Here is a 24554-nt window from a genome sequence, read left to right as displayed (position 1 = left end):
GCAAAGGCGGCGGCACGGAATGAACCGTACCGCCGCCTTTCAGTGCGATGGGGAGGCTTCTATTTCTCGCTGTTCTTCTTGTGCGATGAACGGAAGTGGACGCGCATGGGGGCGTGCTCGATGCCGAACAGGCGGCGCAGCGACTTCTCTATGTATTTGGCGTAGGGCGCCTGAATCCTGTCCGCGTCGTTGACGAACAGCACGAAGGTCGGCGGCTGGCTTTCGGCCTGTGTCATGTAGTAGAACTTGGGCCGTACGCGGCGCACCACAGGGGGCTGGTGGCGGGTGATGACCTCTTCCATGGCGCGGTTGAGCTGCCCGGTGGGGATGCGGACGCTGCATTCGCGCCGGATGCGCGCGGCAAGCGGCACGATGGAGCGCAGTTCATACCCGGTCTTGGCGGAGACGAAGAGCAGAGGCACATGCTGGCAGAAGTTGAGCAGGTCACGGAAATTGCGCTTGCCGTCTTCGCGTGCCTTGGCGGGCACGAGGTCCATCTTGTTGACCAGCACCATGAACGGGGTCTTGCGTTCGTCGAGCAGTTCGATGAGGCGTTTGTCCTGCGAGGTGATGCCTTCGACGGCATCAAGCACCAGCAGGGTGACGTGCGCCTTGGTGGTGCTCTTCAGCGAGGAGTTGACGCTGTAGCGCTCCACCGTGTCGGTGATGCGCGAGCGGCGGCGGACGCCTGCCGTGTCCACGAAGGTGTATGAGAGGCCGTCCTTCTCGAAGGCGACGTCCACGCTGTCGCGGGTCGTGCCCGCCACATCGCTGACGATCATACGATTGGTGCCGGTGAGGGCATTGACCAGAGAGGACTTTCCGGCGTTGGGGCGTCCCAGCATGCACAGGCGCAGGGGGGCTTCCGGTTCGTCTTCCACGGTCTCTTCAGTGATGTCTTCCTCGGTCTCGGAGGCTGAGGCACCGTCTTCGGTTTCGGCGTCGGCGTCGGCAATGGCGACGGCGGTTGCGTCCGCGGCGTCGTCATCGATGCCGTCCTCGTCTTCTTCGGGCAGAAGGTCGCGCATCTCCGATTCAAGCCAGCGCAGGTTGTGACCATGTTCGGCTGAAACTGCCAGTACCGGGAAGCCCAGAATATGGAATTCCGCGGTGAGCACGTCTTCCTTTTCGATGCCGTCCACCTTGTTGACGACCACCAGCACGGGCTTGCCCGTGCGGCGCAGGTACGAGGCAAGGTGTTCGTCGAAGGGCAACAGCCCTTCGCGTCCGTCCACCACGAGGCAGACGGCGACGCACTCGGCAATGGCCTCTTCGGCCTGCCGCAGGATTTCGGCCTCGAACCCGCGGATGCCCGCAGGGCCTTCGGCCACGGCGGCATGTCCGTCGAGGGTGATGCCCCCGGTGTCGATGATGCCGAAGGGACGCTTGTTGCGACCACGCACGATGCCTTCCATGCGGTCGCGGGTGACGCCCGGCATGTCGTGCGTGATGGCGCGGTTGCTGCGTATCAGGCGGTTGAAGAGGGTAGACTTGCCGACATTGGGTCGGCCCACGAGTGCTATCTTGGCGAACATATGCGATTCCCGGCGGATGGAGGGGATGGCCGGCGTACCGGCACGAAGGGGGACGACCCCCGAAGATGGTACGTCACATCGTGCGGCTCAAATGCCGGACGCGGACGTGGGTCGTATCATCTATACCAATATCGTGCGGCTTGCAATACGTGCGAGACGCCGTTGCCAGCGGAAGGGCTGTTGTCTACAGTACTGCCTCAGGGGCGCACCCGGCCCGGAGCGCTTTTCCAACCGAGAACCCCAAGGATGACGCCATGAAACAGTTGCTCTCCACCCGTGAAGTCGCGGCCTACCTCGGCATAAACGAGAAGATGGTCTACGCCCTCGTCACCGAGAAGGGACTCCCCGGCACCAAGGTCACGGGAAAGTGGCTTTTCCCCCTGCACCTTGTGGACGCATGGCTTGAGCGCAACACGTTGAACCATCCGGGGCAGCCCGGAGACGGCGAGACCGGGCAGGCACTGGTGCTTGCGGGCAGCAATGACATCCTGCTGGACAGGGCGTTGCGCCTTTTCGCCCAGCTGCATCCGGGGCGTCTCGCCGCCTTCGTCAATCTCGGCAGCCTAGGCGGACTGCACGCCCTGCGCGACGGGCTGTGCCACATGGCCACCAGCCACCTGATGCAGGCCGAGGGGCACGAATACAACTTCGATACGGCCCAGCGCGTGCTGGATGAACCCCCGGCGGTGGTCAACTTCTGCATCCGTGAGCAGGGCTATCTCACCGCACCCGGCAACCCGCACGGTATCGCCGATGCGGGAGACATCGCGGCCCGGGGGCTGCGTGTGGCGAACCGTCCGCATGGCACGGGTACGCGCCTCCTGTTCGATGCCGAACTCACGCGGCATGGCGTCGACCCGGCACGTGTTCCGGGCTACGGGCGCGAGTTCGCCGGACACATCGACGTGGGGATGGAGATTGTGGCGGGGCGGGCCGATGTGGCCCCCTGCATCCGTGCGGTGGCGGGACTCCTGGGGCTGGGCTTCGTGCCGTTGCAGCGCGAACGCTACGACCTGCTGGTGCCGCGGGCAGGCTATTTCGACAAGCGGGTGCAGCTTTTCATCGCCATGCTGGGCGACCCGCGCTTCCGGTCACTCACCGACGACCTCGACGGTTACGACCTGTCTAAGTCGGGGCGGGTGGTCTTTCCGGGCGACGCCGTATAACGGGCAGGGCGTACGCCGTCGTGCAGGCGGCCTTCCCTCTGGCAATGGGGCGCACACCCTTCCTGCGATAGACCCGGTGTTGTCGACGTGGGCCGTTGCGCGTTCCGGCGAGCCTGCGCCATGCGTTGCTCCGGCGTCCTGTCTCGACCTGCTGTGCTGGCATGCTCATCCGGCGCGTTGCCCCGGCGTCACTCGACACCATACGAGACGGCATCTCGCGATACGGCGCAGGCCGGAGGCCCCTGCAGCCTACCGGGGTGCGCTACCGAGGATGCTCTCCAGTGCGTCCATGCAGGACTCTTGCGCATATTTGGCGAGGGCGTGCGCCCTGCCCGCCGCTCCCATGCGACAACGCAGGCCCTGCGACGCAGCCATGGTCATGACGGCGCGGGCAAGCCCCGCTGCGGGGGCGGCGTCGCCTTCCGGTGCCGCGTCCGGGCCGGGCACCAGCAGGCCGTTGGTGCCATCCTGCACGAGTTCGGGGATGTTGCTCACGTCGAAGGACACCACGGGCACTTCTGCCAGCATGGCCTCCGCAAGCACATAGCCGAAGCCCTCCCAGTGCGAACTGAGCACGAAGACGTCCAGACTCTTCCAGAAAGGCGCAAGGTCGGCGAGAAACCCCGCAAAGACCACATGCCCCGAAACGCCGAGCGTTCGCGCCAGCGTCTCAAGCTCCTGTCTCCGTTCGCCCTCTCCCGCGATGACAAGCCTGAAGTCCAGCCCCTCGTCAGCCAGAAGACGCGCCATGTGCAGCAGGTGGTGCTGCCCCTTCTGCCTGTTGAGGCGCCCCGCATTGCCGATGACCAGCGTATGTCCGCCGGCCCTGTAGGCGGGGCTGGCCTTCTTGAGCGCGGCGTCGAACCCCGTGGCGTCGATGCCGTTGTGAAGCAGGTGGATGCGCTCTTCGGGGATGAGTCCCGCATTGTTCACCAGCGCCAGCCGGCGGGTCTCTTGCGAGTTGACGATGAGTCCATTGATGACGCGCCCATAGAGCAGACGGTTGAGGGCCGTGTTGCGTATGGGCAGCGCGCTGCCCCGGCGATAGAACACCTGACGCACTCCGGCGAGGCGCGCGGCAGGGCCCACGGCCTTGAGGTCGGAGGTCAGGCCCAGCACGAGGCTGTCGACCTTCTCCCTGTGCAGGACATGCGCGATACGGACGATGGCGCCCGGATTGAGGAACGTGAGCCTGCCGACCTGCAACGGAAGGACGCGCAGTCCGGGCAGATGGGCGGGGAGGGTGGCTGCCAGTCGTGACGCCTCGGCATGGAGGCGTCCTGCCGGGTGGGCCATGAGCAGCACACGCCGTCCACGATGGGCAAGGGCGATGGCCGCCTCAAGGTGCCATTTCTCGCCGCCGCCCCAGCCGGGGTTGGTGTTGCAGAAGCAGACGACCGGGGGGGTCATGCGTCGCGTCCCTCGGTTACGGTGTCCGTGTCGGCTTCTCCGCGGTCAGGCCCTTCGTCCCGGTCGGATGGTGCCCGAGGGCATGGGCAGGCCGAGTCCGCATGGATTGCCGATGCCGGTACCGGGCCGAGTGGTTCGGGAAGGATGAAGCCTTGCGGCAGGGCATCGTTGCCCGCCCAGCGGGGCAGGAGCGTGTGGACGACGCCGGAAGGCAGGCACAGGCGCACCGCATGCAGCAGGAAGCCGCCCATGCGTGGCGGGCCGCCGTATTTGCGGTCGCCCAGCAGGGGGTGCCCGCGCCGGGACAGCTGCACACGTATCTGGTGGGTGCGTCCGGTGTGCAAGGTCACAAGCAACAGGCTGCGGTGCTGTTCTCGCAACAGGCAACGTACGGTGCAGGCGGCTTCCGCGCCTTCATCGTCGCTTGCGACGCGTTCGAACCCCGACGCCTCGGCGCCCTTGGACAGCCTGTCGTGCAGCGTGACCGGGGCTGCGGGTTGCCAGCATCCCGCCACCCACGCGAGGTACTCCTTCACGAGCGCATCGTGCGAGGCGAAGGCCTCGTGCAGGGTGCGCAGCATGGCATAGCTGCGCGCCACCAGCAGAAGGCCCGACGTGTCGCGGTCGAGGCGGTGGGCGGGGGTGGGCATGAACGGGGCCTTGGCGAAATGCTGTGCCAGCCTCGTGGTGAGGCTGTCGGTGTGGCCCGTGCCGGGGTGCACGGCAAGACCGGCAGGCTTGTCGAAGATGAAGAGGTCGGGCGTCTCGGCCACGACGGGCGGCAGGGGGCGCGCGGGCTGGAGGCTCGTGTCCGCCTTGGGGCGTCGCTGGCGGGAGGGCTGCATGGCATCATGTCCGTCACGGTCATGACGCGACGGTGCAGGGCGTGGCGCCGCCGCGTCAGGGACATTCCGGACGGCATCGCTGTTGGCGGAGACGGGCCCGACGTCGGCCCTTTCGCTCATGGATGCGGCGAAAGGCGGTACGCGGACCTCGTCGCCCATCTCGAGACGGTCGAAGGGCTTGCAGCGGCCTCCGTTACGCCGCACCTGTCCGGAACGTATCCAGCGGTGCAGCATGGCCTGCGGCAAGGCGAAGCGGCGCGCAAGGAATTGCAGCAGCTTCTGTCCGGCTTCCTCCCTCGTGACGACGATCGCCTGCGGGGGCATGGTTCCTCCTGAAAAAAAGCCCGACGGGAGCGACCCGCCGGGCTGGGATGCGTACGATACTCCGGCCTTGGCCGGGGCTACTGGTCGAGCTGTTCGTTCGCGGCGGCGGTGTTCGGGTCGACCTTGCTGAGGTCGAGGGGGTAGGCGAGCACCATGGTCTTGCGCGATTCCATACCCAGCGCGCCGGGGTGGGTGTTCACGCACAGCACGAGGTCCTGCACGCCGTCGTTGTTCACGTCGGCAAGGGCGAAGTCGGCCACGGAGCCCTTCACGCGGCGGGTCTTCCACTGAAGGCCGAGGCCCACGCCGTCCCAGTACAGGGCGTGAATCTCACCCTGCGGGAAGAAACGGTAACGCTCGAAGAACTGCGATGCGGTGGAGATGGGCCGGTTGACCAGCAACTCCCAGTTGTCGTCGCGGTCGAGGTTGACCGCCAGCATGCGCATGGGAATGTAGTACTGGCTCTTGAGCAGCACCTTGTCGCGGCCCATGCCGGGCATGTTGGGCTCGATGGAGATGCCCTTGGCGGTACCGGAGTAGGACTCGTCGGTCTCTGCCACGCGCCCGCCCTTGGCGGTGTGGACGCGCAGGCGTTCGGTGTCGGTGAGGGTGACGATCTTGTCGCCGTCGCCCTTCGAGCCGCCGGGAACCCACACGAAGTTGAACACGTTGGCGCCTTCAGGCAGGTCGAGCCGCTTGATCTGCATCAGCGAGTCGCCGTTCTTCGCCATCTCGTACACGCCGGGACGGAACAGGCGGGGCTGGTCGGTCTTCTGGCCCACGAGCACGGGGATGAAGTCCGGCGGCAGCTTGACCACGTTCAGGAAGTAGCCGATGCGGGTCATGACCTCGGTGAACTGCCCACCGGCGTAGTTCAGGATGAACGACTCCGGTTCGTTACTCTTCTCGTCCACGGCGGTGATGACGATTTCACGGCGCCCGTCGCGGTTGAGGTCGATGCTGTTGATGTTGAGGCAGTCGAGGTAGCGGTTGGGGCGGAATTCGCCAGCGGGGGCGAGGCGACCACCTTCCCAGCGATAGGCGTAGACGGCCTTGTCGTCGAGAAGCAGCACTTCGTTCTTGCCGTCGCCATCCACGTCCTCGACGAGCATGCCGAGGGCGGAGAAGGGCAGCGACTGGCTGCGCATCCGCGCGTCACCCGCGGCGTTGCCCTGATAGCGGAACTGCGGGTTGAGGTAGACCTGCTGGTTCTGCGTTTCGTTGACGACGAACGCTTCGTTCATCTGGTTGACGACCTTGGGTTCGGCGGCGGCGTTGGCGGGCTGGGCAGAAGCACGGCCGAACACCTCGGCGCTGACGGCGTCGGCAGAGGTCTGGAGAGCGGCGATGAGGTCGTTGACCTTGGCACGCGACGACTTGGGCCAGACTTTGCCCTTGGGGTCGCGCACGCGCACGTCGAGGCTGCAGTCGTCACCCACGATGGTGACGCTGCCCCATACGGCGTAGTTTGCGCCGAGGGCGGCCTGCGTCTTTGCCACATCCGCTTCGGAACCCGGCAGGGCTGCCTTGGCGGCCGCGTCTGACGCTACCGGATGGAAGTGGTCCTTCCAGTAGAGTCGCGAGGAGAACATCTGGGGGATGGCCTTCTCGAGGTAACGGTAGGACGAGGGGCCGTTGATCTGGAACGGCAGCACCGCGTAGCTTTGCGGTGCCGCAAAGACGGGCGAGGCGGCGAGCAGAAGCAGGGCAAGCACGGCGAGGGCCGTGCGCATGAGCACCTTCATAGTCTCTCCTTGTTTCGTGGGCCGCACCCTTGGAGGGCCCTAGGCTGTCCGCACTCATAATATCTCTTGCGGCATCAGGCAACCATAAGGTATGGCGCGCCGAACGCCCAATCCGGGAACTGCGAGTACCCATGAGTCACCTGCAAGCCCTTCGCTCCTTCCGTATCGTCTGCCCTGCCGGGCAGATTCCGCTTGTCGAGGCCCTGCTTGAAGCGCAGGGCTACCGTTTCATTCCCGAGCCCTTTTCGCCGTGGTCGAGGCGCCTCGTCGAGGAACCCCGACCGCTTGGTGGCAGTCTGGCCGCCTTTTTCGGGCTCATCTACATCCAGGACAGGTCGTCCATGCTGCCGCCGGTGGCGCTGGCCCCCGCGGCCGGCAGTGCCGTGCTCGACATGTGCGCCAGTCCCGGCAGCAAGACGGGCTTTCTCGCCCAACTGGTGGGTGAGACGGGGTTCGTACTGGGCAACGAACCCAACAGAAGCCGTCTCGCCACGTTGCGGCAGAATCTCTTCACGCTCAACCTGCTGCATGCCGCCACCTGTTCGTACCCGGGCGAATCGCTTCCCCTTCCCGAGGGCACATGGGACTGCATCCAGCTCGACCCCCCCTGTTCCGGCTGGGGCACCGTCGAGCGCAATCCGCAGGTGCTCAAGCTGTGGCAGGGTGACAAGATACGCCCGCTCATCGCGCTGCAACGCCTGCTTCTGGCTGAAGCCAGAAGGCTGCTGCGTCCCGGCGGACGCGTGGTGTATTCGACCTGCACCACCAATGTGGACGAGAACGAGGCGCAGGTGCGCTACGCCATCGATGAACTGGGGTTCGAGCCCGTCCCGCTGGAACCCCCGCCGGGCTTCGTCTTTGCCGCCCCCGAACTGCCGGGGTGCGAAGGCGTCCTGCGGGTGGACCCACAAGGTTCGGCGGCGCAGGGCTTCTTCGTCGCCGCCTTCCGCCGGCCCGGTGACGACGTGCCCGTAGCGTCTTCGCCGTTCACGCCCCTCAAGGCCACGCCCCTGCATTCCGCTGAACTCGCCATGCCCGGTGTGCTTCCCGCCCTGTTGCCAGAGGGGCAGGTGTCCATCTTCGGTGATACGGCGCACTTCCTGCCGCGTCAGGCCCTTGAGAGGCTGCCCGAGAGTTTTCGCTGGCAAGGTTGTGCCGTGGGCAAGGCCAGCAAGGCAGGGCTGCGCCTGTTGCCGCGTCTGCGCTGCCTGATGCCGCGTCCTGAGGACGCCCGCCAGTCCGGTGCCGTGGCCCTTGATGTCGACTCCGTCGAGGATGTCGCCGGAGTGCTCACGGGACGTAGTCTTCCCCTCGCCGAAACGGGTGACGCCAGCGAGGTGTGCCTCTACTGGCGGGGGCTTCCGCTGTGCCGTCTGCGTCTGAAGGGAAAGGGCGCGGGCGCGCGTGCCCTGTGGTCGGAGCGTTGAACATATCGCGCAGGGCCCTTGCACCCCTTGGGTTTTTCTCCGTCTCCTGCTAGATTGCGGGCATGTCTTCCATGACAACGCCACATACGTCCGCAAGCCGTGACCATGCCGCACGCTGTGGGCGTGACGGAGGGGCTGCCTTCCCCCGTTGCGCCTTGCCGCGAGCCTTCGCCCGCTTCTTCCCCTGCATCGCCCATGGCTCGGAAATGTCTGTCAGCCCATCGGGCACGTCGTCTGTCCGCCCATCCGGCTGGCCGTTTGCCGGACTTCGCTCCCGGCCGCGTGCCGTGCGCATCCTCTTCGGGCTGGTTCTCGGATTCGTCCTGCTCGCGGGCGGTTGTGCCGAGCGTCAGGTGCTGGTCTTGCCGGAACCTGCGCAGACGGGGCCGCCACCCGCTTCCGATACCGCCCGGTCAGTGGTCGCCACGGCAAGGGGCCAACTGGGTGTGCCCTACCGTGCGGGAGGGCTCGACCCCCGGTCGGGTTTCGATTGCTCGGGCTTCATCTGGTGGACCTATCACCAGAACGGCATCAATCTGCCACGGACCACTGCCGAACAGGCGACGGCGGGTGCTGCCGTACCCGGCAATGTCCTCCGCCCTGCCGACATCCTCGTGTTCCGTACGGGGTCGGGCATGCACGGCTTGCACACCGGCATCTACACCGGCAACGGTCGTTTCGTGCACAGCCCCAAACCCGGGGCGACCGTGCGTGAAGAGACCCTCGACATCCCTTACTGGCGTCGTAATTTCATCGCGGCGCGGCGTGTGGTCTGGCCCTGACCCGGGGCTTTTCAGAAGACATGGAAAAAGGGCTTCCACGCCATGCGTGGAAGCCCTTTCGTTTGCAGCGCGTCTCTATCCGGTAGGCCGGAAGAAGTCGCCAGCAGGGGTGTGCTGCGGCATCCGGCGAGGGAACCGCTGAAGCGTGTTACCCGTTGATGCCGTCGAGCAGTGCCTTGGCTGCCGCGAACTTCACGGCCTTTCTGGCGGGGATGGTGATGGTCTGTCCCGTCTGGGGATTGCGTCCGGTGCGGGCTGCGCGTTCGGTCACGGTCAGCGCCCCCACGCCGGGAAGGCGCACGCCCTGCCCGTTGGCGACACCGTCGGCCATGATCTTGCAGAACGTGTCGTAGGCCTTTTCGGCGCTTACCTTGGTTTCGAAGACATCAGGCAGAGAATCCTTGAGTGCGGCAACAAATTCGGCTTTGGTCAGCATCGTCACTTCCTCCTTACCCGGATACGACGTAATGTTCGCCCCCCCTACTCGCCCTTTGCTATCATTCTGCCGCTATGCACGTAGCTGTCGCGGATGTCAACGGGGACGGCTCCTTTTCAGCTGCGTGGCTGTTGCATCGGCTCCGCATTGCGGCTACGGTTGCGGAAGTATCCGCAACCGGAAACGCAGCAGGCTGCTGGAGAGACGCCATGCACGACGAGAACGGCACACGGCAGGACGGATTGCTCACCATCGCCGACATCGCACGCCATTTCGGTCTGCCCGAGTCCACAGCGCGCTACTACTGCAAGCGTTTCGCGCCGTTCATGCCCTCTGTGGGCGAGGGGCGCAGGCGCAGGTACAGGCCGGGTGCGCTGGAGGTGGTCGAAGCCGTTCTCGACGCCATGCAGACGGCGCGTAACGCCGCTGCCGTCGAAGCCCGGCTGGCAGGACGTTTCGCCCGCAACGTGCTGCCGTTGTCGTCCGCGTCGGGGTACGACGGGCAGCCCCCCATGCGCGGGGCGCACACCCCGGAGTTGGCATCCGTGCCAGCAGAGACCGCAGGGATGGCAGCCATCGCGCCGTCTCGTGCCTCCGTACCCGTTGCGGGTGCGCTGCTGCCCGAAGCGGCGCTTGCGCTTCTTGAGCAGCAGAACCGCACCCTCGCCTGCATCGCCGACGCCTTGTCCTCCCTGTCGGCACGACAGGACGAACTTGCCCGCCTTGTGGCGCACGCCCGTGGTGTGGAAGATGAACTCGCCGGTCTGCGCCGTGATGTGGGGAACCTCCGCATCCTTCTCAACGCCTCTGAAAAGATGCAGCAGCAAGACCTCGACCAGTTGCGCACGTGGCTTACCCGCATCATCGACGAGAAGCGCCGCGCCGCGCGGGGCTGACTCCGTCTTGTACCCGCCTCGTTTTACGGCTGCCCCGTCGGTCACAGGCCATTGCCAACCCGTCTCCAGTCTGTGGTCTGCCAGCCCCATTCCTGGCATGTACGTCTCCGCCGGGTTTGGTTCGCCTGAGTGATTGCCGTGTGGCTAGTCACTCAAGGGACTTGCGCGGCGTGAAGACGTGATGTGCCCCATTCCGGGCCACGAGTTCACTTGCCTTACAGGTTGGGTCGCCTCGGCATTCGCCCTCCATGCCAGCAAAGAAGGCACCGGACGATTGCGCCCGGTGCCTTCCTGTATGCATACGGTATGGACGATGCGTAGCGTCAGCTACCCCCCGCACTTTTCGATGAGGGCGCGGCCCACTGCCTGCCCCATTTCGAAGCACTGGCGGTAGGTGTCGTGCGTGGGCACGTGCTTGACCTTCACCGGGTCCACCGGGGTTTCCATGCCCATGGATTGCAGCCATTCGGTGATGCTCTTCACCGATTCGCCAGACCAGCCGAACGAGCCGAAAGCCGCACCGATGCGGTTCTGGGGGCGCAATCCCTTCATGTAGGTGAGCATGGCGGCAACGGCGGGAAGAATGCCGTTGTTGTGCGTGGGCGAACCCACGAGCACGGCACCGCAGTCGGCCAGTTCGGTCATGACCGCGCTGTGGTGGTTGGCCTTGAGCCACATGACGCGGGTGGGCACGCCCACGGACTCCAGCCCTTCGGCGATGGCGGAGGCCATCTTCTCGGTGCTGTGCCACATGGTGTCGTACACGATGACGGCGCGCTTCTGCGGCTTCTGCTCCGCGAAGATGCGGTAGGTGTCGAGGGCGTACTTCACATCGTCATAGCCACGGAAGATGAGCCCGTGGTCGGGGGCCAGCATGTCGATGTCGAGGCCGAGCTGTTCGATCTGCGCCAGTGTCTTGAGGACGATGGGCGAGAAGGGCAGTACGATGTTGTGGTAGTACTCCTTCATGGCGTGGAACAGGGCTGAGCGGTCGATCTCGTCGGCGTAGCGTTCGGTGGAGGCGATGTTCTGGCCGAAGGCGTCGTTGCAGATGAGAAGCTTGTCTTCGGGGATGTACGACACCATGCTATCGGGCCAGTGGAGCATCCGCGTCTCGACGAAATGGATGGTGCGCTTGCCGATGGAGATGGAATCGCCCGTCTTGACCACTTCGACAGGCCACCCGGTGGTGTCGAAGTGGGCTTCCATGGCCTTCAGGCCCATGGGCGAGCAGAAGATCTTCTCGGGCTTGCAGCGGGCTATCAGTTCGGGCAGGGCACCGGCGTGGTCTGGTTCGAGGTGGTTGCAGACGATGTAGTCTATCTTGCAGGGTTCCACCACGCGCGAGAGACGGCAGAGCATGGTGTCGGTGAAGTCGTGCTTGACGGTGTCGAACAGCACGGTCTTCTCGTCCTTGACCACATAGGCGTTGTAGGTCGTGCCCTGCGGGGAAAGCGAATAGCCGTGGAAGTCGCGGCTGTTGTGGTCGACGACGCCGACCCAGAATATATCCTTTTTGATTTCGATAGGATGCATGGGTTCCTCGTGTGTTGCGCGCCGGGGGGCGGTGTGGCTATGGAGAGGGGCTGATGACCCCCCTATACGAAGAAACGCCGCCGCGGGCAACCCGTACGGGCAACCGGCGGCGGCGTCATGGAAAGCGCTTACTAGGCGGCTTCGAATTCGCTCTTGGGGGCGCCGCACACGGGGCATACCCAGTCGGCCGGCAGGTCGTCGAACGAGGTGCCGGGCTTCACGCCGTTGTCGGGGTCGCCTTCAGCAGGGTCGTATTCGTAACCGCAGACGGTGCATACGTACTTTTTCATCGTGGATTCCTCGGGGTTAGGCTTCGGCCTTCCAGTGGCCGTGCAGGTTGCAGTATTCGCGGGCGACGACCTTGTCGGCCTTGATGCAGAACTCGGCTTCGGGCGCATCGCCGGGCTTCAGGAACTTCTTGTAGCTCACACCGTCTGCGACAAGCTCAATCCATTCGATCCAGTGCTTCTCTTCCATGGGGTGGGCCACGGAACCGACGGTGACCTTGTAGCCGTTGGCGGTCTTCTCGATGACCGGCACGTGCTTTTCCTTGGCCCCGTCAGAAGTGCCTTCCTTCATGAGCTTCATGGGTTCGCCGCAGCACACGAGGTCGCCGCCGCCAGCATGCAGGACTTCGACGATGTTGCCACAGTGGATGCATTTGTAGATTTCGTACTGGTTGGGCATGGGGCCTCCATGTTCGTTGTCGGTGGTCTGAAAGGCGGGAATGGCCGCCGGAAATACCTGTTTATACCTGTGTACAGCATGTCGGCGGTCTGTTCAATGACCGGCGTGATTTTTTACGAGTAAATCCTAATCTGGGCTTGTCCAGCCCATGAGCGGAAAGATGTGTCCGGGGTGATTCACTTTTCAGGCACAGTATGCCCTCTCATGCGATGGTATGTCTCCGGTGTCACGTCACGGGGGCGTTGCCATGGCGCGTCATCGCCCGCGCGAAACCGGGCCCGTGATGCGAAAGGGGCACGCGTCGAGCGTGCCCCTTGTGCTGTCGTGGCCTGTGGACCGGTTATTTGCGGAAACCGTCGACGAGGGCCTCAAGCCTCTGGGCCATGCCCTCGACCTGCCGGATGGCATCGCCTGCTTCCCGCACCCGTCTCTGGATGCCTTCGGTGAGGTCGTTGATGCGGGTGACGTTGCGGTTGATTTCGTCGCTGGTGGACGACTGCTGTTCCGACGCGGTGGCGATGTTGCGCACCATGTCGGCGATGCTTTCGGCCCTGCCCACGATGCCCGAGAGAACCTTGCCGGTGTCCTCGGCCTTGCCTGCCGTCACTTCGACCTGCTGCCGGGTCTCGGTCATGACCTCGACGGCGTCGTTGCTGCCCTGCTGGATGGCCGCGATGGCCTGTTCCACTTCGCGTGTGGCCACCATGGTCTTCTCGGCCAGTTTGCGGACCTCGTCGGCCACCACGGCGAAGCCGCGTCCGGCATCTCCTGCACGGGCGGCCTCGATGGCGGCGTTGAGTGCCAGCAGGTTGGTCTGGTCGGCGATTTCGTTGATGACCTCGATGACGCGCCCGATGTTGTCCGCCCTGCGTGCCAGTTCATGCAGCGATTCGGCGAGGTCTTCGGTGCGCTGGGCCACCTGTCGCGTCTCGCGCACGGTGTTGGCCATCTCCGTACCGCCCGACTGGGCCTCGCCATTGGCGAGGTCGGCCATCTCGGCGGTGCTGGAGGCGTTGCGTGCCACCTCGGTGACGGTGACGTTCATCTCCTCCATGGCGGTAGCCACCTGCGTGGTCTCGGAGGCTGCCTCTGTGGCGTCGCGCTCGAGTTCGCCCATGCGTGTGACCAAAGCCTCGGCGGCACGCACCAGCGTCTCGGCCACGCCCGTCACCTCGTCGGCGACACGCAACAGGTTGATGCGCTGTTCCTCGATGCGGCGCCGCGCCTCCTCCTCTTGCGTCAGGTCGATGATGACGGCGATGGCGCCGTTCACGGCCCCCCTGTCATCGCGCAGCGGCGAGACCTCGTAGTGCAGGGGGAAGACGGTGCCGTCGTCGCGGCGGTAGCTGATGTTGCCCTGCTGGTTGTTCCCGCCTTTCAGGACGGTGGCGGTGATGTCCTCCTCGACGCCGCCCTGTTGCATGAACGCGGAAAAATCCTTGCCCGAGTATTCATGGCAGGCTGTGCTGACGATGGTGCACATGGGCTGGTTGATGAATTCGATGCGGTTTCTGGCGTCGACCACGGCAAGCGGGACGATGATGCCTTCGAGCACCGAGCGGTTGTACTGCATCTGGTCGCGTATGGTCGTGACCATGCTGGCGAGGTTGGCGTTGAGCCGTGTGAGTTCGTCGTTGCCGTCATGCTCGAAGCTCACGCTGTAGTCGCCCTGTTCAATCTGTCCGCTTACGGCGGCGATGCGCTGTACCCGCGAGATGACGGCGCGTCGCATGAAGAGCGACAGCACGCCCACCAGCAAGAGCAGACCGCCCACGGAAAGCCCCACGGTCTCGTACTGGTGCAGACGCAGCTCACTCATGGCAGGGGTGACGTCCTGCAGCATGACGAGCGTACCGAGGATGGGCTGGCTGCGTCCATGGCAGTGGTGACATTCTGGTGCGTTGGGTATGGACCGGATGGTGGCGTAGAACGCCATGCCGTCGATGGTGGCAAGCTGCTCTTCGCGGCTGTCGGTCTTGAGCGCGGCATTGAACTTGTCGAGCAGGGCAGGTGCCTGCACCACGTCAGCGAGGTCGCGCCGCAGCACATCCTTTGAGGTGGAGTAGGTGATGTTGCCCCTGAAGTCCGTCATGTACGCGCGAATGTCGGCGTAACGTCTGGCGATGGCGTCGAACTTCTCGGTCGTACCTGTGTCGTTGCCCTTGGACATGGGGTCGGCGATGGCATCAAGCAGCAGTTCAGAGGCGCGCACGGCACCGCTGTCGATGAGGGTCAGGGCGGATTGCCGCTGCCAGTACGAGGTGAGTACGGCGAGGATGAGGTAGACGAAAAGCGAGATGCCGCTCACAAGGAGCATGACCTTGGTGCCGAGCGAGCGTTGCGTCGACATGGTACCTCCGGGACTGCGACTGGTGTGCCGTTGGCGATTCCGGGATGGCAGCGAGATGCCCGCCCATGGTCCAGACCCGGAAATCCGTAACGACCCTATGTGCAATCGGATAACTTATCAACCATCTCCGGTGTATTACGATTGGGTTCGCGTACAATGTGCCCGCATGAAGAGTCTGCAGGAGTGCGCAGGGCGAGAAGACAACACAGACGGTGGTGGCAGATACGTCCAGTGGCAGTCATGTTGCGTGGGTAACTTCTGGAACATGTCCGGATATGACGGTGCATGAAGCCTCTGCCCTGTGTTGCAGACATGGGGCAGAGGTGCTGCAAGCGCAGTGCGTGAGAAGCATCGGACGCCCCAGAGACAGTTGCGACCCGCCGTGGCGGTATGTTGCAAAAGACGAGGCCCGCAGCAAAGTGCTGCGGGCCTCGTTGTCGATGGTGTGGTGTGCCAGCGGGCTACCAGTCGAGGGTCGCCTTGAAGGCGGTGGCGAGTGCCTCCACCTCTTCAGAGACGATGGCGGTGCCCTTGGTCTCGAGGGTCAGTCTGCCGTCGGCTGTCACTTCGCCGACGCAGGCGTAATGCTGACCGGCGAAGGCCGCTTCGAAGGCGTCGGCGTCGGCAGGACGCACGGAGACCAGCAGGCGGCTGGCCGACTCGCTGTACAGGAGTTCGGTGGTTGTCATGTCGCCGCAGACAGGCACGCGGGCGAGGTCGCATCGGGCCCCGAGACGCCCGCCGAGGCACATCTCGGCAAGGGCCACGGCAAGACCGCCGTCGGAGAGGTCGTGACACGCGGTGACAAGCCCGGCGCGGATGGCACCGTAAAGGGCACGATACCGGGCCAGGGCGGCGGGGGCGTCGACCTGCGGCACGTCGGCGCAGGAGATGCCAAGAACCTGTGCCGCTTCGCTGCCGGCCATCTCGCGGCGGGTGAGGCCAAGCAGGTAGATGCGCTCACCTGCGCGCTTGAAGTCGGAGGTTACGGTGCGGTTCACGTCGTCGATGACGCCCATGACCGAGAAGAGCACCGTGGGCGGTATGGATATCTTGGTGCCGCCGCCGGTGTAGTCGTTCTTCATGGAGTCCTTGCCCGAGACGCAGGGCACACCGTAGGCGAGGCAGAAGTGCTCTAGGGCGCGATTGGCGCGCACCAGTTGCGCCAGCTTGTAGTGCCCGTCGGGGGTCTTATCGGACTGCACGGGGTCGCACCAGCAGAAGTTGTCGACGCCGGACATGAAGTCGGGGTCGCCGCCCACGGCAACCGCGTTGCGCACGGCCTCGTCGATGGCGTTGGCCATCATCCAGTAGGCGTCGTAGTCGCTGAACTTGGGGCAGATGCCGTGCGAGAGCACGATGCCCGACTCGCTGTCCAGCAGGGGGCGCACCACGGCTGCGTCGGCGGGGCCATCGCGTTTCACGCCCACGAGGGGCTTCACCACGCTGCCGCCCTTCACCTCATGGTCGTACTGGCGGATGACATATTCTTTGCTGCAGATGTTGAGCGAACCCATCATGCGCCGCAGGAACGGGCCCTGTTCCTCTTCGGGCAGGTCGATGCGCCCTTCGGGGTGGGCGGGGCGTTCCCACACGGCCTTCAGCTGCAACTGCGGCACGCCGTCGTGCAGGAAGTCCATGTCGAGATAGGCCACCTGCCTGTCACCGAAGGTGATGTGGAAGTAGCCGGAGTCGGTGAATTCGCCGAGTACCGTAGCCTCCACGTCCATCTCGGAGGCGAGCCGCATGAAGGCTTCGAGCTTGTCCTGCGGCACGGCGAGGGTCATGCGCTCCTGCGCTTCGGAGAGCAGAATCTCCCACGGGCGCAGACCGTCGTACTTCAGGGGCGCGCGGGCGAGGTCGAGGCGGCAGCCGCCCGTGTCCTGCGCCATCTCGCCCACGGACGACGAGAGGCCGCCCGCACCGTTGTCGGTGATGGCGGTGTAGAGGCCCATGTCACGGGCGCGCATGATGCAGTCGTACATCTTGCGCTGGGTGATGGGGTCGCCAATCTGCACTGCCGTGGCGGGGGAGCCCTCATGCAGTTCTTCGGAGGAGAAGGTCGCGCCGTGGATGCCGTCCTTGCCGATGCGGCCGCCCACCATGACGATGGCGTCGCCGGGACGCGCCTCCTTGGTGTAGCCGGGCTTGCCTGCGACCTGCGCGGGAATCATGCCCACCGTGCCGCAATAGACCAGCGGCTTGCCGAGGTAGCGGTCCTCGAACACGATGGAACCGTTGACGGTGGGAATGCCCGACTTGTTGCCGCCATGTTCCACGCCTTCGCGGACGCCTTCAAGCACGCGGCGGGGGTGCAGCAGGCGCGGGGGCAGTTCACCTTCCCAGAAGGGCGAGGCGAAGCAGAACACGTCGGTGTTACAGACGAGGTTGGCACCCATGCCCGTGCCCATGGGGTCGCGGTTGACACCCACGATGCCGGTGAGCGCACCGCCGTAGGGGTCGAGGGCCGAGGGGCTGTTGTGCGTCTCGACCTTGATGCAGATGTCATGCGTGTCGTTGAAGGCGATGACGCCCGCGTTGTCCTTGAACACCGAACGGCAGAAGTCCTTGTCGCCGAGACGGGCGCGGATGGTCTTCGTGGTGTCCTGGATGCAGGACTTGAAGAGACTGTCGATGGTCTCGCGGCGTCCGGTCTCGCGGTTCTCGTAGTCGATGCGCGAAGAGAATATCTTGTGCTTGCAGTGCTCCGACCATGTCTGCGCCAGTGCCTCGACTTCGGCGTCGGTGGGGTCGGCGGGCAACCCTTCGGCGGCACGGGCGGCGCGCACGTCGTCGCGCTGGTAGTAGGCGCGGATGGCGTGCATCTCTTCGAGGCTGAGGGCGAGGGTGTTGGCGCGGCTGAAGGCCATGAGTTCATCGTCGCTCATGGAAAGCAGTGGGATGACGGCCACCTCGTCGTTGCGTGCGCCCGTGACCTGTGCCGCCTGCGCGGGGAAGCCGGGGCTTGCCGCCCATTCTTCGCGGCTCTTGAGCGCGTAGCGCTGGATGAGTTCGTTGGCGAGCAGGTCGCGCGCGATGCGCTCGACGGCGGCGCGGTCGAGACCGCAATGCAGGTGGTACTGGTTGGCCGTGTACACGGCGATGGAGCGGCGGTCGGCGATGCCGAGCACGAGTGCGAGCGTGTCGCGCGCGGTGCGTCCCTCGTTGTCGGTGACGCCGGGGCGGAAGCCCACTTCGAGCACCCAGTCGGCATCGCTGTCCAGCGGGTCGAGCGAGGCGTGCTGCAACACGGGGTCGAACAGGACGGCCTCACGCACGACGGTCTCGAGTTGCGCCGCATCAAGGCCGTCGATGGTGAATACCTTGACCAGCCGCACATCGCCTGCGTCGAGGCCGAGGGATTCGTGAATCTTGGCAGCGACCTTGCGGCCCACGGTGTCGGTCACCTGCGGCCGCAGTCCAACTTCAATACGCCGTAGCATTTCGGTCTCCTGAAAAGGCTGGGGTGGGTTGCGGGGTGCGGTCTCCATACGGGCAAACGCGGCGGAAGGCAATCGCCCTCCGGGGTCATTCGGCCCATTGCAGACGGTCGCCCCCCGGTTGGTTCTTGGCCCTGTAGCTGGCCCTGTCCGTGCGTGCCACGAAGGACTCGATGGTGTCTTCGGGCTTCAGCATGGCGAGGCCCATGCTCAGGTCGATGGCGTTGCGGCAGCTTTCGACAACGGTGTTGCGGATGCGCATGGCCAGCCTCTGCAACGCCTCGGCCTCTATTTCGGTGGTGACCACCGCGAATTCGTCGCCGCCGTAGCGGCAGGGGAAGTCCATGCCCTTGCGCGTCACCGATGCCAGGGCCGCTGCCACGCGTCGCAGGATGGTGTCGCCCGCCTGATGCCCGTAGGTGTCGTTGATGCGCTTGAAGCGGTCGAGGTCGAAGAAGATGAGGCCAAGCCCGCGTCCCGTGCGACGGGAGCGTTCCATCTCGCGTTCGAGGATGAGGTGGAAGTGGGAATGGTTGAACAACCCCGTGAGGCCGTCGTTCATGGCCTGCTGGCGTATCTTGTCCTCGAGGCGGCGTATGGTGCTGAGGTCGCGCCCCACGACCAGCCATGAGCGCCCCTGGTCATCGCGCGCCTCCAGCGGCGTCAGCACGAGTTCGTAGAGTCCCGGACCGTTGCCGTCTCCATCGAGCATGACCTCGACGGGAACCTGCGGCGAAACCGCATGGAGGGTGTCGGGGTCCCATGAGGGCGTGGCACTCGTGGCGGGCCGCGAGATGGTGAAGAGGTTCTGCTGAAGCAGCCGCCCCCATTTGCGCGATGCCCACGTGATGACACCCGTCTCGTTGACGATGAAGACCAGTTCCTGCATCGCCTCGAAAAGCCGTTCGAGGAAGTCGTGCCTTCGAAGCGTCTGGGCCTGAAGTTCGCTGAGGTCTGTCACGTCTTCGATGAGCAGCAGGCTGTCATGTTCGCGGCGGTGGAGCGACACGTAGGCGCAGTGGGCCCCCAGCCGTGCGGCAGCGTCGGGGAGTGGGCAGAACAGACGGCTGTGCAGCGGGGGGGCGTCGGGCTGCTGCAAGGCCTTCCAGTCGTCGGAAAGATCGAGCCCCAGCGTCTCCCGCAGGAGTTCCATGAACGGCGTGGACGGGACGAGTTCGGGGTAGCCTATGAGGTCGAGCATCCGCCGGTTGGAACCGATGGCGCTGCCATCCCTGTCGAGCAGGGTGATGCCGAGGGGCAGGGCGTCGAGCGTGGCGGCCTTGGTTTCGAGAATGGCCTGTTCGCGGTGGTACATCTCGAGGGCGAGGGCGATGAAGTGGCAGTAGACCCCGAACGAGGAGAGTCTCTCTGCGTCGAGCGTCCCGGCGGCAAGGCGCAGTTCTCCCCATGTGCTGGCCTCGGTGACGAGGGGCTGCCTGCTGAGGCCCGGTCGCCACGGGAGCTCACCCGCGGGACAGGGGCCGTGGCGCAGGCGCGGGGCGGCGTGGCCCATATCCATGGTGTAGAGGACATGGTCGTCGGTTCCCGGCACGCGCAACGACAGGTCCCACGACGTGAGATTCCAGTACCAGCGCAGCTGCCGGCCGAGTGTGGCGGCAATGCCCTCCTGCCCGCCCTGTACATGCGCCAGTTCGGTGCTGAGAAAATGGTAGCTTTGCAGGGCCCGCAGCGAGGTCTCGTGCAACCTGCCGCCCACGCTGCGCTCGCGGATTCCCAGCTGGACCAGCATGGACGAGTAGCGCTGCCCGCACGAGGCGCGCAGGGCGTCCATGCCCTCGTCGCCAAGCCCGAGGCGTGCGCGGATGAGCATCTCGAAGCGGATGAGCATGGCGGGGTGCGTGCCCCTGCCGTGGATGAGGTCACTCCAGCGGGTGGCCAGTATGACGCTCTGGACGAGAGGTGGGTGCCCATCGAGCCCGTCGAGGTCATGGTGCAGGGCGATGGCTTCGGCCAGTTCTTCGGGGAGGTTCCATTGCCGGATGATGTCGGCGGCCCTGTCGGGGTGGGTGTTCCCCCACAGGCGGCCCTCCTCTTCGAGTTGTCCGTTGTCGAGACTTGTGATGCAGGTGCGGTCGGCAAGCGGCCCCGTCTCGTCGAGGCAGAGGCGCAGGAACAGTTCAAGGTCTTTCAGCAGCGCGGCGAGGTAGGCGAGGTGCGCCTTGTCGGGGCAGAGGGTCTGCGCGATGTGCTCTGCGGCGATGGCCGACCACACCACCATGCGCCAGTCGGCGAACATGGCCTGTGTGCTGCGCTTGATGGCGCTGCTGAGCTTCTTCTGGAACGAGAGTGAAAGGGCCAGCTTCAGCACTTCACGCGTGCCGAGGACGGCAGCGGCGCGTTGCAGGTCTGCCACGCGGGAGGCGAGACCATAGTAGGGCGAATTGACGAGGTTGAGGACGGCCGCCGCGAGAACGGGGTCCATGGCGATGAGGCGACCTATGGTGGCAAGTTCCGGGTAGGGTGCCACGAGCGCCTGCACCAGTTGTACGGTGACTGGCGGGAACGTCAGTTCAAGGCAGGCTGCGATGTCTATGGGGCGTGTCGTCGTATCGCTGGTGTGTTCCGCCATGTATCCCCCGTGCGTCGTGTGACGGTGCGTGTCACCTGTCGCGATGCTGCACGTATGCGAGCGTCTGCATCAGGGTACGACGTTCGGGACAGTCAGGCAATGTCTCGAGCGAAGCGGCGGCCTTCTCGATGTAGTTTCCGGCAAGTTCGCGCGTACGCTCGATGATGCCGAGGGCGCGGATTTCTGCGGAGATGCGGGCCACGTCGTCGCCGGAGAACCCCCCGTCCCGGAAGCGGGAGATGAAGGCCTCGCGCTCGGGACCGGAGAGGGTTTCGAGATAGTAGATGAGGGGCGGGGTGAGCTTGCCCTCCCGCAGGTCGCCGCCCACGGGCTTGCCGGTATCGGCGCGGTCGGCGAAGTCGAGGGCGTCGTCGACTATCTGGAAGGCGATGCCGAGGTCGAGGCCGAAGGCGGCTGCGGCGCGGACGGCCTCTTCGGATGCCCCTGCACGCAGGGCGCCCAGTTCACACGAGGCCCGCAGCATCCATGCCGTCTTGCCGGTGATGATGTCGATATAGGTGTCTCGTCCGTGGTCTGTGCCGCGCATATGCGCGATTTCGACGATCTCGCCCGTGGCGGTGCGGATGATGGCCTCGGAGATGCACGCGGTGAGGCGCGGGTCGCCGTAGCGGGCGACGATGAGGTTGGCGAGGGCCAGCAGCGCGTCACCGGCGAGAACGGTGGCGGTGCTGCCGAACACGGTGTGCGCCGCTGCCATGCCCCGGCGCAGGTCGGCGTCGTCGAGGATGTCGTCATGCAGGAGGGTGGCCGAATGCAAGAGTTCCACCGAACAGGCGAGCGGGTAGATGTCGTCGTCGGCGTAGCCGAGGGCACGCGCCACGAGCAGGGTGAGCAACGGGCGCAGGCGCTTGCCCCCCGCCTTGAGGACATGTGCTGCCACGGGCTGCACCAGCGGGTGCAGGGTGCCCACCTCGGTGGCGAGGGTGGCGTTGAAGCGTGGCTGTTCGGCGATGATGCGGGCTTTGAGCTCTTGCATGGTGTTGTGTGGGTTGCAGGTCAGCAGAAGAGGGCGCGGGCGGCCTTGCCCAGTGCGGTGAAGGCGTCGTCGAGTGCCCAGTCCACGGCGGCGCGTGAGCCGACGCGGTTGGAGACGATGCGGTATTCGACGAAGGGCAGGCCCGCCTTGCGGCACCCCAGTGCCAGCGCGAATCCTTCCATGTTCTCGATGAGGGCCCCGTGGGCGCACATCTCTTCGGCCCGTGCAGGATGCCCCGATGCCGCCGCCACGGTGAGTGCCCCACCGATGGCGCTGTGCTCCGGCACGGAAAGGCCGAGGTTATGCAGCGATGCGACGGGGGCGAGGTCGATGCGGTTCCACACCGTGCCTGCGTCGTCCTGATGCAGCGGAAAGCGCAGGGCTTCGGCGCTGGTCCCCTCGGTCGTGGCAAGACCGTAGTCGGGCCACGTCTCGCTGTCGACCAGCACGCCGTGGCAGAGGGGGGCCTTCTCCATGTCGAAGCTGCCGCCGATGCCGAGATTGACGACACCTTCGATACGCTTGTTCGCAGCCAGTGTCCGGCCAAGCTGGAAGGCGGCGTTCACCGGGCCCACCCCGGTGACAAGCAGGATGCACTCGCATTCGTTGACGGGCGAGACGACAGGCTGGCCCTCTTCGGGCATGACACAGCCGACCCTGCCGCGGCCGTTGAAGCCGGTGAGCACGGCGCGCATTTCAGAGGCGGTGGCAGTGGCGAGAATCAGGGTCATTCGATGCGCTCCAGCATGACGCGGTAGTATCCGTCGGCGGTCGGCAGCTCTTCGCCGGTGCGGGCGTGCCGCACCCGCGCGAGGTGCTGCACGTGGTCGCGCTGTTCTTCTGCGTATTCGAGCACGAGGGTCTCTCCGGGCGACATCTGACGGAGGCGCGAACTCGCCTCCCTGAAGCCCGTTCAGCAGTCGTGCCAGCAGATGATGAGGTCTTGTGCCGGTGCCGCGAAAGTCATGCCGCTAGAGTCTCCAGTAGTCGAAGCCCGCCTCGCGGGCCGTGCCGGGGTTGAACGTGCCGCGTACGTCAAGCAGGGGCGGCGTCCCGGAGGACGCGCACCAGCGACGGACCTGCACAAGGTCCATGGCGCGGTAGACATCGTGGGGCACGGTGACGACCAGCGCGTCGAGTTGCTGGAAATCCTTGAGGTGCGCGAGGGTGAGCCCGTATTCGTGCATGGCCTCCGCCGGGTCGGCGAAGGGGTCGTGCACCAGTACGGTCACGCCGTACTCTTCGAGTTCGCGAACCACATCGATGACGCGGGTGTTGCGCAGGTCGGGCACGTTCTCCTTGAAGGTGAGGCCCAGCACGCCCACGCGGGCCCCCGCCACCCGGCAACCGGAGCGTATCATGCGCTTCACGGTCATTTCGGCCACATGCTTGCCCATGCCGTCGTTGATGCGACGTCCGGCGAGGATGACCTGCGGGTGGTAGCCCAGTTCTTCAGCCTTGAAGGTCAGGTAGTACGGGTCGACGCCGATGCAGTGACCGCCCACCAGACCGGGCCGGAAGGGCAGGAAGTTCCATTTGGTGCCTGCGGCTTCGAGCACCTCGAGGGTGTCGATGCCGAGGCGGTCGAAGATGATCGAGAGTTCGTTCATGAGCGCGATATTGAGGTCGCGCTGGGTGTTCTCGATGACCTTGGCCGCTTCAGCCACCTTGATGGATGCCGCCTTGTGGATGCCCGCCGTGACCACGCTGCCGTAGACCTTTTCCAGCAGGTCTGCGGTTGCGGCGTCGCTGCCGGAGACGATCTTCATGATGGTCTCCAGCGTGTGCACCTTGTCGCCGGGGTTGATGCGTTCCGGCGAGTAGCCCACGGTGAAGTCACGTCCGAAGACGAGGCCCGATTCGCGTTCGAGGATGGGGACACAGACCTCTTCGGTGACACCGGGATAGACCGTCGATTCGTACACGACAACACAACCGGCCTTCATGTGGCGGCCCACGGTGATGGAGGACTTCTCCACCGGGCCGAGGTCGGGGTTGCGGTGGTTGTCGATGGGGGTGGGCACCGCCACGATGATGACCCCTGCCTCGCCGAGGCGGGCGGCGTCCGTGGTGAAGAGGGCGGGTGTGGCGGCGAGGCTGGCGTCGTCGACCTCGCCCGTGCGGTCGTGCCCGGAAGAGAGTTCATCCACCCGGTTCTGCTGGATGTCGAAGCCGATGACGCGGAAGTGGCGCGCGAGGGCAACGGCGAGGGGTAGCCCCACATAGCCGAGGCCCACCACCGCCACAGCGGTGCGACCGGATGCGATGTCGTCGAAAGATGTCTGTTCGTTCATGCTCGTATCCTGCTGTACGGGGTGGAGGGCAGGTGCGCGGGATTCGTGCCCGCTTGTGCGTTCGTGCCGTCGCCCCCGTTCCTTGTTGCGCTGC

19 protein-coding genes are annotated in these 24554 nt (G+C 65.3%); 4 read left to right on the top strand and 15 right to left on the bottom strand.

The annotated features are described in order from the left end of the window. Window positions 1–59: 59 nt before the first annotated feature. Entirely contained in the window at window positions 60–1535 is a 1476-nt protein-coding gene (gene der / locus DVU_RS15015) for a ribosome biogenesis GTPase Der (RefSeq protein WP_010940452.1), read from the bottom strand. Between the two features lie 254 nt (window positions 1536–1789). Here der and DVU_RS15010 point away from each other — a divergent pair, with 254 nt between their 5' ends. Beyond that, complete coding sequence (locus tag DVU_RS15010; protein WP_011791454.1) at window positions 1790–2701, top strand: helix-turn-helix transcriptional regulator; 912 nt, start codon at window positions 1790–1792, stop codon at window positions 2699–2701. Window positions 2702–2950: 249 nt separating this feature from the next. Here the strand turns inward: DVU_RS15010 and DVU_RS15005 are convergent, their stop codons facing one another. The 3 genes from DVU_RS15005 to DVU_RS14995 form a co-directional block, all read right to left on the bottom strand. Continuing rightward, on the bottom strand, window positions 2951–4111 hold the full coding sequence (locus DVU_RS15005; protein WP_010940450.1) for a glycosyltransferase: 1161 nt from the start codon (window positions 4109–4111) through the stop codon (window positions 2951–2953). Next, window positions 4108–5280 carry an RluA family pseudouridine synthase gene (locus DVU_RS15000; RefSeq protein ID WP_010940449.1) on the bottom strand — a complete coding sequence of 391 codons (1173 nt, stop codon included), beginning with the start codon at window positions 5278–5280 and terminating at the stop codon, window positions 4108–4110. Before DVU_RS15000 ends, DVU_RS15005 begins: the two co-directional genes overlap by 4 nt. A gap of 77 nt (window positions 5281–5357) precedes the next feature. Further along, on the bottom strand, window positions 5358–7025 hold the full coding sequence (locus tag DVU_RS14995) for an FG-GAP repeat domain-containing protein (protein ID WP_010940448.1): 1668 nt from the start codon (window positions 7023–7025) through the stop codon (window positions 5358–5360). 131 nt (window positions 7026–7156) lie between these two features. On the opposite strand from DVU_RS14995, the gene DVU_RS14990 reads away from it, so the two are divergent. Together DVU_RS14990 and DVU_RS14985 are read left to right on the top strand one after the other, a co-directional pair. Continuing rightward, window positions 7157–8452 carry an NOL1/NOP2/SUN domain family protein gene (locus DVU_RS14990; RefSeq protein ID WP_010940447.1) on the top strand — a complete coding sequence of 432 codons (1296 nt, stop codon included), beginning with the start codon at window positions 7157–7159 and terminating at the stop codon, window positions 8450–8452. 287 nt (window positions 8453–8739) lie between these two features. Next, window positions 8740–9234, top strand: a complete 495-nt coding sequence (locus DVU_RS14985; RefSeq protein ID WP_223295117.1) for a C40 family peptidase — start codon at window positions 8740–8742, stop codon at window positions 9232–9234. 148 nt (window positions 9235–9382) lie between these two features. Here DVU_RS14985 and DVU_RS14980 read toward each other — a convergent pair whose 3' ends face one another. Beyond that, window positions 9383–9670: an HU family DNA-binding protein gene (locus DVU_RS14980; RefSeq protein ID WP_010940445.1), complete on the bottom strand. Its 288-nt coding sequence runs from the start codon at window positions 9668–9670 to the stop codon at window positions 9383–9385. A 209-nt stretch (window positions 9671–9879) separates the two neighbouring features. Here DVU_RS14980 and DVU_RS14975 point away from each other — a divergent pair, with 209 nt between their 5' ends. After that, window positions 9880–10566, top strand: coding sequence for a MerR family transcriptional regulator (locus DVU_RS14975; RefSeq protein WP_011791459.1), 687 nt, complete (start codon window positions 9880–9882; stop codon window positions 10564–10566). A gap of 327 nt (window positions 10567–10893) precedes the next feature. Here DVU_RS14975 and DVU_RS14970 read toward each other — a convergent pair whose 3' ends face one another. The 10 genes from DVU_RS14970 to DVU_RS14925 form a co-directional block, all read right to left on the bottom strand. After that, complete coding sequence (locus DVU_RS14970) at window positions 10894–12102, bottom strand: FprA family A-type flavoprotein (RefSeq protein WP_010940443.1); 1209 nt, start codon at window positions 12100–12102, stop codon at window positions 10894–10896. Window positions 12103–12233: 131 nt separating this feature from the next. Further along, on the bottom strand, window positions 12234–12392 hold the full coding sequence (gene rd, locus DVU_RS14965) for a rubredoxin (protein ID WP_010940442.1): 159 nt from the start codon (window positions 12390–12392) through the stop codon (window positions 12234–12236). A gap of 16 nt (window positions 12393–12408) precedes the next feature. Beyond that, window positions 12409–12789, bottom strand: coding sequence for a desulfoferrodoxin (locus DVU_RS14960; protein ID WP_010940441.1), 381 nt, complete (start codon window positions 12787–12789; stop codon window positions 12409–12411). Window positions 12790–13129: 340 nt separating this feature from the next. Beyond that, window positions 13130–15139 (bottom strand): methyl-accepting chemotaxis protein, encoded by a 2010-nt coding sequence (locus DVU_RS14955; RefSeq protein ID WP_010940440.1) that lies wholly within the window; start codon window positions 15137–15139, stop codon window positions 13130–13132. 461 nt (window positions 15140–15600) lie between these two features. Then, window positions 15601–18582 carry an AIR synthase-related protein gene (locus tag DVU_RS14950; RefSeq protein WP_010940439.1) on the bottom strand — a complete coding sequence of 994 codons (2982 nt, stop codon included), beginning with the start codon at window positions 18580–18582 and terminating at the stop codon, window positions 15601–15603. Between the two features lie 85 nt (window positions 18583–18667). Then, window positions 18668–21169, bottom strand: coding sequence for a GGDEF domain-containing response regulator (locus DVU_RS14945; protein ID WP_010940438.1), 2502 nt, complete (start codon window positions 21167–21169; stop codon window positions 18668–18670). Between the two features lie 31 nt (window positions 21170–21200). Beyond that, on the bottom strand, window positions 21201–22166 hold the full coding sequence (locus DVU_RS14940) for a polyprenyl synthetase family protein (protein WP_010940437.1): 966 nt from the start codon (window positions 22164–22166) through the stop codon (window positions 21201–21203). A gap of 20 nt (window positions 22167–22186) precedes the next feature. Then, window positions 22187–22897, bottom strand: a complete 711-nt coding sequence (gene mqnB / locus DVU_RS14935) for a futalosine hydrolase (RefSeq protein WP_014524626.1) — start codon at window positions 22895–22897, stop codon at window positions 22187–22189. Then, on the bottom strand, window positions 22894–23022 hold the full coding sequence (locus DVU_RS14930; protein ID WP_014524625.1) for a hypothetical protein: 129 nt from the start codon (window positions 23020–23022) through the stop codon (window positions 22894–22896). Before DVU_RS14930 ends, mqnB begins: the two co-directional genes overlap by 4 nt. A 115-nt stretch (window positions 23023–23137) precedes the next feature. Beyond that, window positions 23138–24460, bottom strand: a complete 1323-nt coding sequence (locus DVU_RS14925; protein WP_010940434.1) for a nucleotide sugar dehydrogenase — start codon at window positions 24458–24460, stop codon at window positions 23138–23140. Between the last annotated feature and the right edge of the window lie 94 nt (window positions 24461–24554).

This window comes from Nitratidesulfovibrio vulgaris str. Hildenborough (assembly GCF_000195755.1).
Classification (GTDB): domain Bacteria; phylum Desulfobacterota; class Desulfovibrionia; order Desulfovibrionales; family Desulfovibrionaceae; genus Nitratidesulfovibrio; species Nitratidesulfovibrio vulgaris.
Note: the sequence above shows the minus strand (reverse complement) of the source record. Positions and strands in the feature narration are given on the sequence as shown.